Consider the following 15329-nt stretch of genomic DNA (forward strand, 5'->3'; position numbering starts at 1 on the left):
AACAACAAATAATACATCAATTAAAATTTAACAACCCCACTAAACATGAAAAACTTAAGAAATGCTTTTTATCTGCTTTCTTTGCTTGCATTTGCGTCATGCAGCAAGAAAGATAAAGCAGTAATTTCGGTGCCCCTTTTGCAAGTAGGCAAGCCGGTTAGTAACGCTGCGCCACTATCGGGCGCCATTAAAGGCACAATGCTTGCCAGCCAAACTTATACGGTATCGGGCGACGTAATTATCAATGCAGGCGATACACTTTTAATACAAAAAGGTGTAAAGGTTAATATGACCAATGCTGCAAATTTTATCGTTAAAGGAACGCTTATAAGCCTTGGGACAAAAGATGCGCCGATAACAATTTCCGATCCTACTAAAACAAAAACCACCGGCAATTCTTCGGCCGCTACCGACCCTGCTTACGTAGGTGGATGGGGTGGAATTTATTGCGATGTAACCTGCCCGCTGCTGGTAATTAAGTGGACGCATCTTGATTTTGGCGGCGCCGGACTTGCTGCTCCGCCCTTTACCGGCCCATCAACCGGCGATCAGTATATTGTGTACTGGCAAAATCCTAACGGCGTGTTTGTTCTTGAGGATTCATGGTTATACGGCTCACCGGATGATGCCGTACGTTTCTACGGTGGCCATATCAATATGATGAGGAACACACTTGAGAAATGTGGCGGCACAGGTGGTGATGGTTTTAACGCTAAAGGCGGAACCCAGGGCAACATGGCTTACAACCTAATTATTGGTGGCGCAACCAATGGAACTAAATCAGCAAACGATGGTGCTAAAGGCTCAATTCAAACCCAGATAGCCATGTACAATAATACCTATGTGAATGACGGTTTCAGGAACACCGGTACTTATGGCGCACGCAGCGGCTCTATCGAGGTAGAAAACAACTCACGCGCTTATGCGTACAATAACCTTATTGTTGACTGTAACTTTGGTGTAAGGATAGCCGGTGGTAATAACGTAACAGCTAAGGTATACCTTGCTGACACATTAAACCATGCCGACGGCCCTATCAACAAAACTTCGTACGGTTACAATTTCTTTTATGCTGACAACACGGCGCAGGCTAACCAGATCGTGCCGACTAACGTAGCCCAAGCTGTTGTTACTCATCCGCAATCAACCGATATCCCTAATATGGCATCGTTCCTGGGCGCAACTTATACTTTTGGTTTTAAATATGACGGTACCTCGCTGGTGGGCAAAAACAATCCTATGTTTGTTAATTACCCGCTTCCAAACCTGAATTTTGCAAACCAGGCATCTGTTGATGGCTTTAATTTTCACCTGCAACCAGGTTCGCCTGCAGCGGGTAAAGGTACAACTACCGCCTTTTTACCTATTACCAGCGGGATTCCGCTCAGCGATAACTTCGGTTCAAGCGGTATAACCCCTCCGGGAAAAGACATCGGTTGCTTCCAATTAGATGGTACCGGTAATCACCACTAATCAATAATCAAACATAATTAACATGACAACCCGTTTTTATAAAAATATCACCGCAAGTTTTATTAAAAGCGGGTTGTTGTGTTTTTTGCTATTATTCTTATTTTCATGCAAAAAGGGCAGTATTGTCGGCAACAACGCTTCCGATACCATTCCTGCGAAAACGCAGCCTGTAGTATTTTTAACCCCCACCTACGATCCTTTATCGCTTGATACAATAACGGTATTTAATAGTACACCGGCAGTTAAGAACCTGTCACGTACTGACCTTGTAGAAATTTCGGGTGTTGCGGCAAGCCGTCTTAATCCCGGTATATTGTATATTCATAACGATAGTGGCAACCTAAACCAGGTTTACCTTACCGACGTTACAGGCGCCGACAAAGGCACATTAAACTTAACACCGGTAAGCAACCGCGATTGGGAAGACATTGCTGTAGGCCCCGGCCCTGTTGCCGGCAAAAGTTATGTATACGTGGCTGATATCGGCGATAATGATTCAAAATACAAATCAATATTTATTTACCGTTTCGTGGAACCTGATCTGGCTGGTAAGATAAAGCCTGTGGTAAACATTGATACCGTTGATAAAATTGAACTAAAATATCCGGAGGGGCCGCGCAATGCCGAAACCCTGATGGTTGACCCGCAGACTAAGGATATTTATATCGCGAGTAAAGAAAGCAACACATCAAAAATATATGTGGCCAGTTACCCACAAAATACCTCCGCAGTTACAGTAATGACGCCAGTTGTGAAACTACTATTCAATAAAGCCACCGGTGGGGATATTTCGCCGGATGGGACGGAAATACTGCTGAGAAGTAAAGAAATTGTATGGTACTGGAAACTTTCGGCCGGAACAAGCATTAGTGCCGGGCTATTAACGAAGCCACATCACGCACCTTACGCTAACAATGAGCCGCAGGGCGAAGGTATTGGCTTTGCTGCCGATGGTTCCGGTTATTTTACAACCACTGAGGTAAGAGACTACCCCGGAAACCCGACTACGATTTCATTTTATAAAAGAAAATAATTAATAAGCCCGGTTATGTATAAGCACAGGATAGTATGTTGTTTAGTTATAAGTATTAACTTCTTTTTATCTCTGCAAACAGGTTACAGCCAAACTGCTGCACCGGAAGTAATCAATATGGTCTTCTCGTCCGACGCCCATTACGGCATAAGCCGCAAAACCTTTAGGGGCGATAGCAATGTTACCGGTACTGTTGTTAATGCAGCTATGATTAAGGAAGTTAACAGCCTGCCTAATGTTCAAGTTCCGAAAGATGGCGGCGTTAATGGCGGAAACACTGTGGGCCCGATTGATTTTATGGTTCAAACCGGTGATATAGCAAACCGCATGGAGCCACCGGTTCAATCCGCAACGGCATCATGGACGCAATTTGAAAATGATTATATCAGAGGTCTAAAAGTTAAAGGACATAATGGTTTGCCGGCAAAATTATTGCTCGCTCCGGGCAATCATGATATATCAAATGCTATAGGTTTTCCACGGCCAATGCAGCCACTAACTGATCCTACTTCAATGGTTAGTATATACAACCTGATGATGAAGCCGGCTGTCCTGCTAACCAACCAGACTTTTGATTATGCCAGGGATAAGGTAAACTACTCCTTTAATTTAAAAGGCATACATATAATGTTTATCACGCTTTGGCCCGACTCTGCGGAGCGCATTTGGATGACAAAAGACCTGGATTCGGTAAATGGAAAAACTCCGGTAATCGTCTTTACGCACGACCAGCCAACGAGCGAAGCCAAACACTTTACCAACCCAAAATTGCCATACAAAATAACTGCTGACAATACATTCGAAGACCTTGTATCAGAACATTATAAGGATGGGTACACTGCTGCAAAGGATGATGGCGCTACCGACATGGAGCAGCGTGGATTTGCGGCGTTTTTAAAAATTTACCCAAACATAAAAGCGTATTTTCATGGCAACAGCAACTGGAACGAATACTACACTTACACAGGGCCGGATAAAGACGTTAAATTACCTGTTTTTCGGGTAGACTCCCCAATGAAGGGCAAATTCTCTGCAAAGGATGAAAAGCAACTTTCTTTTCAATTGATAACACTCGACCCGCAAGCGCAAAATATTACTGTACGTGAGTGCTTGTGGAATACTATGCCAGCGGATCCGAATCAAAAGATAGTTTTCGGACAAAGTATAACTGTATCGCTAAAGGTAGAATAATTCTATTAAAAAATCCCCCCTTCAAGGGTGATACATACCACTAACTTAAAGCATAACTTGGCTTGTATTAATCACAACCAGATATGCGTAATAAATTTTCGTCTGCGTTCATGCTGCTATGCCTGGGCTGCCTGTTTAATAATTTTGCCTGCCGTGCCAGCACACCTGCCACAAACGTTTTTGATGAATTAGCATGGAAGTTTTCGGCCAATGCGCCAATCCGGTCGAGTATCACTTATTCGCCGCAGGCGGTCTATTTCGGCAGTAGCAAGGGCATATTTTATAGCCTCGATAAAAAAACCGGGAAAACAAACTGGACATTTAAGGCAGGTGCTGCTATTAATTCATCTGCCGTTTATAATAACGGGCAAGTGTTTTTTAGTGATAACGGTCAAAACCTGTACTGCCTTGCGGGCACGACAGGCAAATTAGCCTGGAAAACTTCATTGGGGCAAAGAAAGGCTTACGATTGGGCTTTTGATTATTACTATTCATCGCCGGCTGTTTTAAACAACCAGGTAGTAGTAGGCAGTAATGACGGATATGTTTACAACGTCAATAAAACCAATGGTAACATAAACTGGAAATTTAAAACAGGTGGGGTGGTGCGCAGTTCGCCGGCGATATCGGGTTCGGTAGTTTATGTTGGCGATACTGACGGCACACTATTTGCCATTAACCTGCAAACCGGTACCGAGCTATGGCACTTTTATATAAAAGGTCATGCATTAAAAAATGAAAATTTCGGGTTCGACAGGCGGGCAATTATTGCTGCGCCAGTTGTTGCAGGCAACAAAATTATTGTAGGTGCGCGGGATGGCTTTTTATACGGAGTTGATAAGCAAACAGGTAAGCAGCTTTGGGTGGTTGATCATGAAGTATCGTGGGTGATATCGCACGTGGCAGTTAAAGATTCGTTTGTAGTAACCGGCACTTCTGACGGGCGATTTGTGCAGGCAGTAAACCTGAATACAGGCGAGCAGATATGGAAATTTCATACCTCGCTGGTGTGGTCGTCGCCGGTAATTGACGGTGACAAAATTTACGTAGGCAGCCACCAGGGTGCATTGCTTTGCCTGGACCTAAAAACAGGCAGAAAAATAAACGCTTATCAAACCTATAGTATAATTTTTTCGTCGCCGGTTATTACCGGTAACCTGTTGTTTTTTGGTAATGATGAGGGAACCCTTTATGCATTGCGGTCTTCGGGTAAGGCCCACGAATTGCATGAGAAAGCCAGGAAATACGTTTACTGGGAACCTGGCAATACAGGTTCGAGGTATGGCGCCGATTTGAGGGTAAAATCGTTTCTGGTAGATAACGGCTACACGCTCTTAAATAAAGACAAATTTGTAAAATTGATAAATGACGGTGACGCTAAGGCTAACTCGGTAGTAGTTATTGCCACCAGCGTTTTCCCGGCCGAAATTATCGATAATGGTGCAAACAGCCTGCTGCGCAAATACCTTAACGAGGGCGGCAAGGTTGTGGTAACCACCAATAACCCGGTTATCTTCAAAAAGGACAAAGATGGTCAGCTGGATATCCGCAGTTTCTTTTATGCGGATACTGTATTGGGAATAAAATACGGGCCGGAGGACCTGCGTTCCTACAAAGGCAACCAGCCGGCATTCCCCAGTAAAACCGGTGAACTATGGGGGTTGAAGATATCCTGGGCCAGCGCGCTAAGCCTTGATTTTAAACAGGTTGACGTTGTGTTAGGCAAAGATGAGAATGGGCTTGCATCGGCCTGGGTGAAAAAATACAGTCAGGCGCCCGGCTCGGGTTTTGTTCAGATTTGGGTGGATGATAACACTATTGATTTGAGCTACGTTGTCAACGTGGCGGAGTATGGGTTGGAATAAATTTATTGGGATTGGATATCGACCACCGCTTTTAAGCTACCCTGCAAAAAGCTATTCTCTTCCATTTCAATTTTTGCTGATATGAGCCGCTTTGTTTTTTCGTCGATTTTATAACGTCCCGAAAATTTCTTAGTGACTTGCGGATTGATAATTAATTTGCCGTCAACTTTTATTTTTATCATAGAATTAAAAATGCTCTCGATATAATATGTAGATACCCGCTTACCTCCTACGATCGGAATTTCCCTTTCATTAGTCCATTCGTCGCCGATAGAAACCTTTTCCACAGGAAAAACGATTTGATAGACTTCCCAGTTGACCGGAGAAAACATTGTGGGGATTTTGCGGCCGCTTTTATATGAAAATGGTTTAACCAGTTGTCCCCTGTTATTGAAAGCCAATTTAAAGGTGGAATCAAGTACCGGTTTTACAACCTGATTAATCCTCCGTTCCGATGGGCTCATCTCTGCTTCGTCCTGGTCTGACGAAAACTGGTCGCTGGCCATCATTCCGCCGTTCTTCCATCTTACATAATCAAACTTTGCAGAAAGCGCATACGCAGAGTCTTTTGCCACGGAGTCGACCGTAAGCCCCATCCTGATGTACTCGTTGCGGAGAGGGTCAGCATTTTCATTAACCGTTGAACATACCCAGCAAATGTCGCGCCTGGTGCAGACCGGGCAGCTAATAGTTTTGCCAGGTGTGCATGGTGGTTTCTTTGGCGCGTTAGAATCGGGGGCAAAAAAGGGTGATAAGTTAACCGGTGTAACCGCGACGCTTGTTGAAGAGTTTTTGACCAAATAACTGCAGGGTAAAATACTATCAGCCAGGTTTGCCGCATTGTGCAATAAGTGGGCACACCCGGCTGCACAGTATAATGTTTTAAGTCGCCTTACCGCCTTCGCTCCCAAAAAACGTCGAGAGCTTTAAGACCATCGGTACGCCAACCGTAATAACTGTTAAATATTTAATAAGCGTGGTATAGGCTTCCTTCTGCGAGGTGAAAAGAAAGGCCAGCAATGCAATAATTAATATAATAAGCGGCATTTTTAATTTGCTCCAGTTGCCGTTATCCTTTATCTGTTGCTGTATCTGGTTAGCTTCCGAACTGCCTATTGCGGTTAGAATAAAATTTCTGAACCCGTTATTAAATATTTTCAATATGCCGTCTTCACGTATCACCAGCCCTTTGCTGATCAGCAGGATAAGGTTATAGTCGTCGAAAGGGTTTACAAGCCCGTCTTCAGCAAGGTCGTATAGCAGGAATTTTTCTTCTTTGGTTAATGATTGCCACATGTACATATAAAAGTAATGCGACGTGATGCCTAATTTTAGCGCTAATCCGTCCGGGCCAATTGTAGATTGATCCACATCCGGTTGTTTAAGGCGGTTTTCCAGCGGCTCCTTCATATCCTTCAGGAAATGCCCGTTCCGGGTTTCATACAGCAGTGTTTTTTCCCAGTCGGGAGTATCTATATTAACCGGCGGGTTACTGCTGTCAAGTTTTTCGACGGCTATTTTAAAGTGGCCAAGCAAAACATGCCACCGTTCCAAATCGTGCTCAGGCGAACGGTCTGACGTGGCCGCGGCCTGAGCTGCTTGCAGCTGATTAAGCGAGTCGAGGAAATTTATAGGATGTACTGTCGATATAATGATAACCTTGCTTAAATTTTTCTGCAACATATCTTCCAGGAATGTAAGCTTTAAACGGTTGGATGCCGGGTTCTTTATGTCGTACTCAAAATGGTTAACAATAACAAGCTTGTATTTGTCTTTTTGGGCCTCGCTTTTCATGTTATCCCAATCGGTTTTACTATTGACGTCTGAAGGCTCGTTCGGGATAAGAATCATATCGGCAACAAAATAATTGGGTGCATCCGGCGGACTTTGATATGAAATAAGATCGGTCTCGTTTATGCCTTTAATTTTACTATGCTCCACAAGGTCAATCACCTTGGTTAATTTACCCGAGCCCGGGGGGCCAATCAAAAAAACAAGCTTGTTCAGTTTGCCGTTGCGGAGCAGCAATTCGTCAATTTTTTCCCAATAGCTGTCAGATGGCAGGTTTAAGGCAAAAAGTCGCCTTAATACATTTTGCAGTAAGTACCAAAAACCGACAAGAGCCCCAATAAATAGCCCCCAATAGGCCACGCCTTTGTACCAGTTGCTATCTGTAGTAAAAACCGGCAGGTTATACCTAAGCGGTAATGATTGCACTTTGAAATATTGTTGATCTGCCAGCCGGTGATAAGTTACCCCAGGGCTGTCTGATGTACCCCCGGAATTAAACAAACTGCTGTATAGCCACGTTTCATCCTTCGGTGTATGGTCAAGTTCGTTAATGCCGGTAAGGCGTTTGTTGTTGTCTACCGTTAGCAAACCAAATAAAACTGTGGCACGGTGTTCATCCCCACCCAGTGTGATTTTAGGTTTCGCCGAAATAAAGGAATACCGGTTAACTCAAACGCCATCGCGGTAAATATTTGCTGCATTAATGCTATCAGGAGTGAGCGCATATTGCTGTTTGATAGCTTTAGTAAATAACGAATGCCGGTAACGGGCGCCCAGCCTTGCCTCGTAGTTAAAACTGGATATATAAAACAGGAGCACCGGCAAGCCGCTGGTAATAATTAGCCGGGTAAATGTCATTATTGAAAAACTCGTGCAAAATTCGCTGGCGCAGCGTCGGTCTATCCATTCTTTAAACAAGATGCGCCGCTCATAACAGCTCCACAATATTCCGATAAGAATAACTAAAATTACCTGGAAAAGCCCGAGCCGAAGCGCACTTGTTACAACAGCCGCTACAATATTTATAACAATAACAATTACGCCTAAAGCTATAATGGCATTGCGCTTAGGGATGTATTGATCGCTGTTTGCGTTTTTATAGGCCCTTGCATACAGCAAATTAAGCAGCAGGTACGACAGGCTTGATGCTGCAAAAAGCATAAACAATGCCTCGAAGAACGATAAACTGCCAAAACCCAGGAACAGGCTGAGCAGTAATATTGTTACCAGGTTGGCAAACAGCGCCAGGTTATATTCATTATTGAATTTTTTATTCGGCCCTATCCACGAAAGATCAAAATAATGTTTTTTATACGATTGCCTTTTTATCGACACCATAAAAACAATCAATAACTCGATAGCAAGTGCAACAAAAAATGCAAAAAGCATGGAGAAGCTAAAAACGAAATTGTTGATTGCCCGCGCGCTGGTAAAGGATTCATCCTCCATTATCAGAACCTGGTATGGCAAAATTGAAAACGGAGATACAAAGGCGGTATATTTTTTACCTGAGTAGTTGGTTTCAAAAAGCTGATCGGTATGGGCATCAATAGCGGCTTTAAGCGTTTCGCTTTCCGAAAATTCAACAAAAAGGTTTTCGTTCAGTTGTTTCGTAGTATCAGAATGATAAAGCACTCTTCCCTGCCCGTCAATAATGCTGTATAAAAAGCCGGGTGTAAGTATAGGGTGATATAAAGCTTTAATATTAAATGATATAGCGGTATAAGGTGCACCCCTACTGGCAGATGGTATGGACAACACGGTAGTAAATGTGTTGGTTGTACGCGAAGTTACGGGCTCAAGGTAAAAAGGCTGCCCGCGGTCGCCGTGCATATAAAATGGTTTTTGGGTTTTTAACCGGGTAAAATAATCGCGGGTATGGTAATTGCCCCGGGGCGGTGGTTCTGCACCCGGCGTCCAGTTTTCAATCTCCCAGCCTTTTTCGTCAAGTTGGTATACCTGGTTTACGCTAAGCCCGTTTGTTATTGACTTTAGTTTGGTAGTATCCCAGCCGCTGACTGTTTTGCCGGGGTTGGCCGCTCTGCGTGACAATGGCTTTGCCGGGATGTTTTGCTGACTACAGGCTGCCGCTGCGCGGGTAAGTACCCGGTAGGTGTTTTCTATTTCAGAACTGAACCTGCTTTTGATACTGTCTGCCAGGTTCCTGGTCATAAATTCAGAAGCCGGCGTGCCCGACCGGAACGATGCATTATATGAAAAGAACGCAAAGAAGAGGATAGACATCAATAGCATGGGCACCGTGAGCGAGAACAGGCCGTCGGCAGCAGTCATCCGGTCGTTGCTTCCCATTTGGTATAGTTTAATCCATGGCAGTGCCAGTATACCCGCGATGGCCAACATCAATAAAAACAATACCGCCTGCTCCGGTAATTTGTTCTTTTCTTCGCCATAATGGTCTTTAGTAAGCAAACCAACTATTGTAATCGGTGCTGCAGCCTTAAGGTTCAGCTGTTGCGAAAAAAACTTATAGGTAGTGCCGCTAAGCGAAATGTCTTTTACCTGTTCGGCATTAAAAGCGCTTTTGTCTTTTTTCAGCGAGTCGGATACTAATTGCGTGATGCCGCTTTAAAAACTCTGGTAAATCAAATCAGATTCGCGAAACACAATGTATTCATCAAAAGTTTTTTGTGGCAGTAAAGGCTCAATGAACTGTTTGAATGTATAGGTAATTCCTATACACGCATTTTTTTTGACGATGTGGATGGAGAGGGTGCGCTCATTAAAAATGATGGATGTATCACTGATTGTTCCGGGAGCCGGTTCGGGGTTGGTTTTTACCCGCACATAATTGGTATCGATGGTTAAGGTAAAGTTTTTGGTGGGATAATTTTTGATGTAGGCCAGCAATTTGGCATTGTTATGAGCTTTTGAGAATGGCTGATAATTGCTCATTAAATTATTGAGTGTGGCCAACGAATTGTCGATTTTATCAGATATGTTTTGCGCTGCGTTTTGCAGGCACCTGAATTGCTTTTCTTCCAGCGCCCGTTGATTGTTGGGTACGTAAACAAAAAAATACGCTGCGCCAAGCGTTATTATTACCAAAAGAGTTGCAAAAATTACACCCCGGTTACGGCCGAATGAAAAAAGGTTCCTGATCATGTGATTGTACTTCCATAAGATGTGCGGTGGAGGTTAGCTGCGTAATTGCCCGGGGAAGGCTTATTATGTTATAAATATAAAAATATATATTTATAAATATTACCTCTGTGCTTAAAAAAATAATTTTTAAGCACAAGTTTGCTGCTATTAAACTGAAGGTTTATTGTTGATGTATTGCCACCTATAAACTATCATTAAGCCTTTGTCTGCAGGGACGACTAAAAATGTAAATCCGTTTATTTTAAAAAATATACATAAATAATTGATTTACATATACTTAGTTATGTATTTACATTAAAAAGTGTAAACCATGTAAACCCACTTTTATGGTTAATCCTCCTCTTTAAACTGCAATAATATAAGCACCATAACTAAAAAGGTGACAATCCGTTCGGCGCTGCCCAGCCCGTTCCAAATGCGGCTCTGCCACATGGCAAACCATTCGCCGCCAATTACTTCAAAGCCAAGAAACCAGATTATTATACCGGTAAGTATGCCAGCTACGCCCCAGTTTTTTGACGCATGAAACACAGCACCGCTGCTTTTTAAGTTGTTAAATAAAAGCCAGCTGCCTTTATTGCAGCAAAACGCCATAAAGGCTTCCATTGCTATGATGAAAATATAACCTGTATGATACAGGAATGTGCTATGGACACTGCGGTAATGGATGTTGCTATCAGGAAAAGTTGTATCCATCTTTAGTACATGCTCAACAAAATGGTAGTTTGTAAAATAGTCGGTTGTATTGCCGATAACTACCAGCAAAGCCATTAAACCAATTGCCGCTACCGAAATTGTTTTAGTAAGGCGAAGGAGGAATTGAGTTGTATACATAGTTGGAATGGTTTAATAAACAAATATCTAACTATCAGGACGTAAAACCAACGATGTGGCAACAAACGTTTGGCGATTAATAATTCATACGATATATGTCGGTTGGGATTCATAAGTTTTTAATCAATCAAATACTGTTCGCCGCATATAATCTTTACGACAAAAAGCTTTATTTAGATGCATAAACATGCAGTTGGTATACCAATAGCTGTTTAATGTATACGCCGGGAAATTTTAAAGTCCGATTGCTTTTATTTGGCGGGAAATATTTGATGATGAAGAAACTATTTTTATTAATGTGTGGCCTTGTCAGCGGCTACAACATGTTTGCACAAACGTGCTCCTGTTCATCCCTTTTAAACCAGGTTATTACAAAAACCGAAAGCAATTATGCCGGCTATATCCATAAGGTGAAGGAAAAGGATAGCTCGCAATATGTGAAGTTAAAAGGAATGCTAATGGAAAAGGCGGTTAAAACCTCGTTTATAGATTGCTATGGCGTGCTGCAGCAATATGTCGGCTTTTTTCACGATGGGCACCTGGATATTTTTGAGTCGCCACCAAAACAACCCGACAGTTTAGCAGCCACTGTTAAAACACATCCCCTGCCGGCAAATTACAAAGAACTAATTGCTAAAAAAACCGACAGGGATTCGATAGAGGGTATTTGGCGGGCGGCCGGAAACCTGCAATTAGGCATTGTAAAAACAGGGAAAAATACCTTTTCGGGGGTGGTACAGCAAACATCGACCCCTAAATGGGCGCCGGGTATGGTGAAAATGGAAATTGAAAAAACAGCAAAAAACACCTATAAAGTAGCCATTTACCGGGGCGATTTTGCCCGGTTGCGTTTCGAGAACGTGCATATTTTTAAAAATGTTTTTTTTGCGATGGGGTTTTATCGTTTCGCAAAATCGTGGCCGATAAATGCCGAGTATAGCTACATAAATTCAGTTGACCCACAGCTGCCAATATTAAAGGTTATTGATAAAAATAATGTGCTGCTTACAGTCCCCTCGGCATTAATTGATGGCCGCTACCTGGATAGCGTGCTGAAAAAAAACGAGGCACTGATTACATCAACCCCTAACTTGATAATTGATGTACGCGGCAATGGCGGCGGCAATTACATATGGGGCAGTATTTACAAAATAGCCAATACTATTGTACACCCCGAGCCGAAAAAGCCGGGCACCGACGACCTGCTGCTGATGGCTTCTGAAGACGATGCCGCTTACCTGTACAACCAGAGCACGTATTACCGGCAAAAGAAAGATAGCCTGGCAATCAAATATTACGATGATATTATCGGCAAAATCAGGGCCAATCCAGGTAAAATAATCGGATTCTCGTTTTATCGCGCGTGGCCAGATACCGGCAAAAGGGTGGTATACAAATACCCCGCACATATTGCTGTTATTACCGACAAAGCAGTGGCAAGCGCCGGCGAAGCATTTATTAATGGCTTAAAGGAAACCAGCTCGAAAGTTACTTTGTACGGGGATAACACTTATGGGATGATTGACTACAGCAGTGTTAATGCGCTGCCAATTGGGGACAAAAGTTGTAAATGGTATTACTGGGGGTACCCTGTATTTTTCTCGACAGATATAAAAACAAAACCCATTAATCCTACCGGTATAAAGCCTGATATCTATATTCCTGCGCAAGAAAAGGACTGGGTGCAATGGGTAGCTGACGACTTAAACAAAAAATCTAAAAAATAACGTTACCATTTCCACAACCCCAACCGTTGTGTTATTGAAATGTTGGCGCGTGTTTACAACGCTGTTGCCTGTGGTGTTTTTGTGTTGGTAAATGTCTGGCGGCGTGTTATTCTGCTGATTTGTTTTCCTATTGTTAAAAGTTGCTGAGCGGGTAACTTTATTCCGGATGTTTGTTGCCAGTGGCCCTGCAGCATTACACTGGCAAAAATAACGCTATTATAGGCCAAATTGAAACACGCATCACCAGGCACTGCCTCGTAATAAGTTATTATTTCATCGTTTATAACTTTTACGTGGAACGAGGTATCTGTTAACATTGGGTTGGTAAGTAAGTGTTAGTTCAATAGATATGTGGATGAAGTATTTGACAACAGCAGACTGAAGACAATAATATATATAAAAACATAGGACTAATCAGTTTGTTTTGTTTTAAAGATTTAATTCTGCCAGGTTAAATTTACCGCGTATTCCAGTCGGAAGTTTGTGGAGCGGCCATTACTGAACGCGGCGGTTAACTGATATAATTCTCATCCACAAGCACCAAAATATTTGTAATTTGCCCAACGTCATATCATTCAACACTACTTAATAAAACGCCATGAATAAAAAGCTGTTGGCCCTTGCAGCATTTGGAATTGCGGTTACAAGTTTGCTTTGTTCGTTCAATTACGGTAGTAAACCTATTGTACCGATAATAAAAAGCAGTCACCCCAAAATTGTAAATATTGTAAATTTTATCCGCCTGCTGGAACCGCGTGACCCTGCAATTACCGAAGATGTGCTTTACCAGACCGTGGTAAAACAGGTGGAAATAATGAAAAAATATAAGCTGGCCGGCACTTTTTTATTACAGTATGATGCCCTGATGGATGCTCGCTATCAAATGTTGCTCAAAAATCTGCCGCGCAACTCGTTCGAAATTGGGGGCTGGTGGGAAATACCGCAGCCGCTGGTTGAAAAGGCAGGGTTAAAATGGCGTGGCCGTTATCCCTGGGACTGGCGGGCAAACATAGGCTTCGCAACCGGGTATACGCCTCATGAACGTGAGTTGTTAACCGATGTTTACATGAAGGATTTTAAGAAGATATTCGGCTACTATCCAAAGTCGGTTGCATCGTGGTTTATTGATGCGCATACGCTAAATTATATGTACCAAAAGTACCACATTGTGGCATCGGCTAATTGTAAAGATCAATATGGCACCGATGGTTATACGCTTTGGGGAGGCTATTGGAACCAGGCTTATTATCCCAGCAAAATAAACTCATACATGCCCGCGCAGCACGAAGCAAACCAGGTGCCCGTACCCATTTTCAGGATGCTGGGCAGCGACCCGGTAAGGCAGTATGACAACGGCCTCGGCACAAACAGGCAGGGCGTTGTAACCCTTGAGCCTGTTTATAAATTTGGCGGCGGCGATTCTACCTGGGTAAACTGGTATTTTAAGCAGTTTGTTGAAGGGCAGGACATGGAATTTGCCTACACACAGGCCGGGCAGGAAAACTCATTTACCTGGGATGCCATGGCCAAAGGATTTGATATACAAATGCCGTTGATAGCAAAACTGCGTAACGAGCACAAAATAAAGGTGGAAACCCTGGCCGAATCGGGCGCGTGGTTTAAGGCGAAATACAAGGTTACGCCAGCGACATCGGTTACCGTTAATGAAGATATACCTGGTAGTGACCTCAAAACCGTTTGGTTCAATAGCCGCTTTTACCGGGTGAACCTGTTGTGGGAAAATAGCACGCTACGTTTCCGCGATATTCATTTATTTAATGAGAAGCTGCCTTCGGTTTACGAAACAAAAGTGGCAACATCGAACGAGTGTACGTTTTTCACATTGCCTGTTGTTGATGGTTACATTTGGAGCAAAGCCCAAAAACTGGCAGGCTTAAGGTTTATGACTGCTGTCGACGGAAAATCGGTTAGCTTAGCAGGCGGCAAACCCAGCATATCAAATCCGGCCCCGGGGAAGTTACACATAACCTGGCCTCTGACAACCACACGGGGAACCCTTGTGATGGATATGGACGAGCGAACCTTAAAAATCAAAATAAATGGTGATATCCCCGGTAGCTGGTACCTTGATTTGACAACCGCGGACGGTATAAAATTGCCATTTATCAGTGTAAATAATAACCGTATCAATTGTAAATTTGAAGGAATGAACTATGCCGTAAAAGCTGTTAAGGGAAGATTTACGAAACCGGCAGACGGCGCGGTGTTCAGGATTTCACCGTCCGGCGATTCAATAGTCTTAAATCTTTCGGGTAATAACTAATAAAGCAA

At 43.1% G+C, this 15329-nt stretch carries 13 protein-coding genes; 7 read left to right on the plus strand and 6 right to left on the minus strand.

Annotated elements, in window-relative coordinates; translation table 11 throughout:
- Window positions 1-45 precede the first annotated feature (45 nt).
- The 4 genes from NAF19_RS15860 to NAF19_RS15875 all read left to right on the plus strand — a co-directional run bounded on the left by NAF19_RS15860 (window position 46) and on the right by NAF19_RS15875 (window position 5562).
- Window positions 46-1473, plus strand: coding sequence for a hypothetical protein (locus tag NAF19_RS15860; RefSeq protein WP_252791051.1), 1428 nt, complete (start codon window positions 46-48; stop codon window positions 1471-1473).
- A 22-nt stretch (window positions 1474-1495) separates the two neighbouring features.
- Window positions 1496-2506, plus strand: a complete 1011-nt coding sequence (locus NAF19_RS15865) for a hypothetical protein (protein WP_252791052.1) — start codon at window positions 1496-1498, stop codon at window positions 2504-2506.
- A gap of 15 nt (window positions 2507-2521) precedes the next feature.
- Complete coding sequence (locus NAF19_RS15870) at window positions 2522-3697, plus strand: metallophosphoesterase family protein (protein ID WP_252791053.1); 1176 nt, start codon at window positions 2522-2524, stop codon at window positions 3695-3697.
- Between the two features lie 83 nt (window positions 3698-3780).
- Complete coding sequence (locus NAF19_RS15875; RefSeq protein WP_252791054.1) at window positions 3781-5562, plus strand: outer membrane protein assembly factor BamB family protein; 1782 nt, start codon at window positions 3781-3783, stop codon at window positions 5560-5562.
- 2 nt (window positions 5563-5564) lie between these two features.
- On the opposite strand, the gene NAF19_RS15880 is transcribed toward NAF19_RS15875, so the two are convergent.
- Window positions 5565-6137, minus strand: a complete 573-nt coding sequence (locus NAF19_RS15880; RefSeq protein WP_252791055.1) for a hypothetical protein — start codon at window positions 6135-6137, stop codon at window positions 5565-5567.
- Between the two features lie 25 nt (window positions 6138-6162).
- On the opposite strand from NAF19_RS15880, the gene NAF19_RS15885 reads away from it, so the two are divergent.
- Window positions 6163-6366: a hypothetical protein gene (locus NAF19_RS15885; RefSeq protein ID WP_252791056.1), complete on the plus strand. Its 204-nt coding sequence runs from the start codon at window positions 6163-6165 to the stop codon at window positions 6364-6366.
- 78 nt (window positions 6367-6444) lie between these two features.
- Here the strand turns inward: NAF19_RS15885 and NAF19_RS15890 are convergent, their stop codons facing one another.
- The 4 genes from NAF19_RS15890 to NAF19_RS15905 form a co-directional block, all read right to left on the minus strand.
- The gene (locus tag NAF19_RS15890) at window positions 6445-7941 is read right to left on the minus strand and encodes a hypothetical protein (RefSeq protein ID WP_252791057.1); all 1497 of its coding nucleotides are present in this window, start codon (window positions 7939-7941) and stop codon (window positions 6445-6447) included.
- Window positions 7942-8022: 81 nt separating this feature from the next.
- Complete coding sequence (locus NAF19_RS15895; RefSeq protein WP_252791058.1) at window positions 8023-9783, minus strand: PDC sensor domain-containing protein; 1761 nt, start codon at window positions 9781-9783, stop codon at window positions 8023-8025.
- Window positions 9784-9939: 156 nt separating this feature from the next.
- Entirely contained in the window at window positions 9940-10476 is a 537-nt protein-coding gene (locus tag NAF19_RS15900; protein ID WP_252791059.1) for a hypothetical protein, read from the minus strand.
- A gap of 330 nt (window positions 10477-10806) precedes the next feature.
- Window positions 10807-11310, minus strand: coding sequence for a DUF2165 family protein (locus NAF19_RS15905; RefSeq protein WP_252791060.1), 504 nt, complete (start codon window positions 11308-11310; stop codon window positions 10807-10809).
- 275 nt (window positions 11311-11585) lie between these two features.
- On the opposite strand from NAF19_RS15905, the gene NAF19_RS15910 reads away from it, so the two are divergent.
- Window positions 11586-13037 carry a S41 family peptidase gene (locus NAF19_RS15910; protein ID WP_252791061.1) on the plus strand — a complete coding sequence of 484 codons (1452 nt, stop codon included), beginning with the start codon at window positions 11586-11588 and terminating at the stop codon, window positions 13035-13037.
- A gap of 53 nt (window positions 13038-13090) precedes the next feature.
- Here the strand turns inward: NAF19_RS15910 and NAF19_RS15915 are convergent, their stop codons facing one another.
- Window positions 13091-13354 (minus strand): hypothetical protein, encoded by a 264-nt coding sequence (locus NAF19_RS15915; RefSeq protein ID WP_252791062.1) that lies wholly within the window; start codon window positions 13352-13354, stop codon window positions 13091-13093.
- A 281-nt stretch (window positions 13355-13635) separates the two neighbouring features.
- Here NAF19_RS15915 and NAF19_RS15920 point away from each other — a divergent pair, with 281 nt between their 5' ends.
- Window positions 13636-15321, plus strand: coding sequence for a DUF3863 domain-containing protein (locus tag NAF19_RS15920; protein WP_252791063.1), 1686 nt, complete (start codon window positions 13636-13638; stop codon window positions 15319-15321).
- Window positions 15322-15329 lie beyond the last annotated feature (8 nt).

It is taken from the genome of Mucilaginibacter flavidus (assembly GCF_024055575.1).
GTDB lineage: Bacteria > Bacteroidota > Bacteroidia > Sphingobacteriales > Sphingobacteriaceae > Mucilaginibacter > Mucilaginibacter flavidus.

Excerpts from the sequence above, each read along its gene's own strand:
- NAF19_RS15860 (WP_252791051.1), top strand. The coding sequence starts at position 46 with ATGAAAAACTTAAGAAATGCTTTTTATCTGCTTTCTTTGCTTGCATTT.
- NAF19_RS15920 (WP_252791063.1), top strand. The coding sequence starts at position 13,636 with ATGAATAAAAAGCTGTTGGCCCTTGCAGCATTTGGAATTGCGGTTACA.
- NAF19_RS15905 (WP_252791060.1), bottom strand. The coding sequence starts at position 11,310 with ATGTATACAACTCAATTCCTCCTTCGCCTTACTAAAACAATTTCGGTA.
- NAF19_RS15875 (WP_252791054.1), top strand. The coding sequence starts at position 3,781 with ATGCGTAATAAATTTTCGTCTGCGTTCATGCTGCTATGCCTGGGCTGC.
- NAF19_RS15865 (WP_252791052.1), top strand. The coding sequence starts at position 1,496 with ATGACAACCCGTTTTTATAAAAATATCACCGCAAGTTTTATTAAAAGC.
- NAF19_RS15900 (WP_252791059.1), bottom strand. The coding sequence starts at position 10,476 with ATGATCAGGAACCTTTTTTCATTCGGCCGTAACCGGGGTGTAATTTTT.
- NAF19_RS15915 (WP_252791062.1), bottom strand. The coding sequence starts at position 13,354 with ATGTTAACAGATACCTCGTTCCACGTAAAAGTTATAAACGATGAAATA.
- NAF19_RS15885 (WP_252791056.1), top strand. The coding sequence starts at position 6,163 with ATGTACTCGTTGCGGAGAGGGTCAGCATTTTCATTAACCGTTGAACAT.
- NAF19_RS15870 (WP_252791053.1), top strand. The coding sequence starts at position 2,522 with ATGTATAAGCACAGGATAGTATGTTGTTTAGTTATAAGTATTAACTTC.
- NAF19_RS15910 (WP_252791061.1), top strand. The coding sequence starts at position 11,586 with ATGAAGAAACTATTTTTATTAATGTGTGGCCTTGTCAGCGGCTACAAC.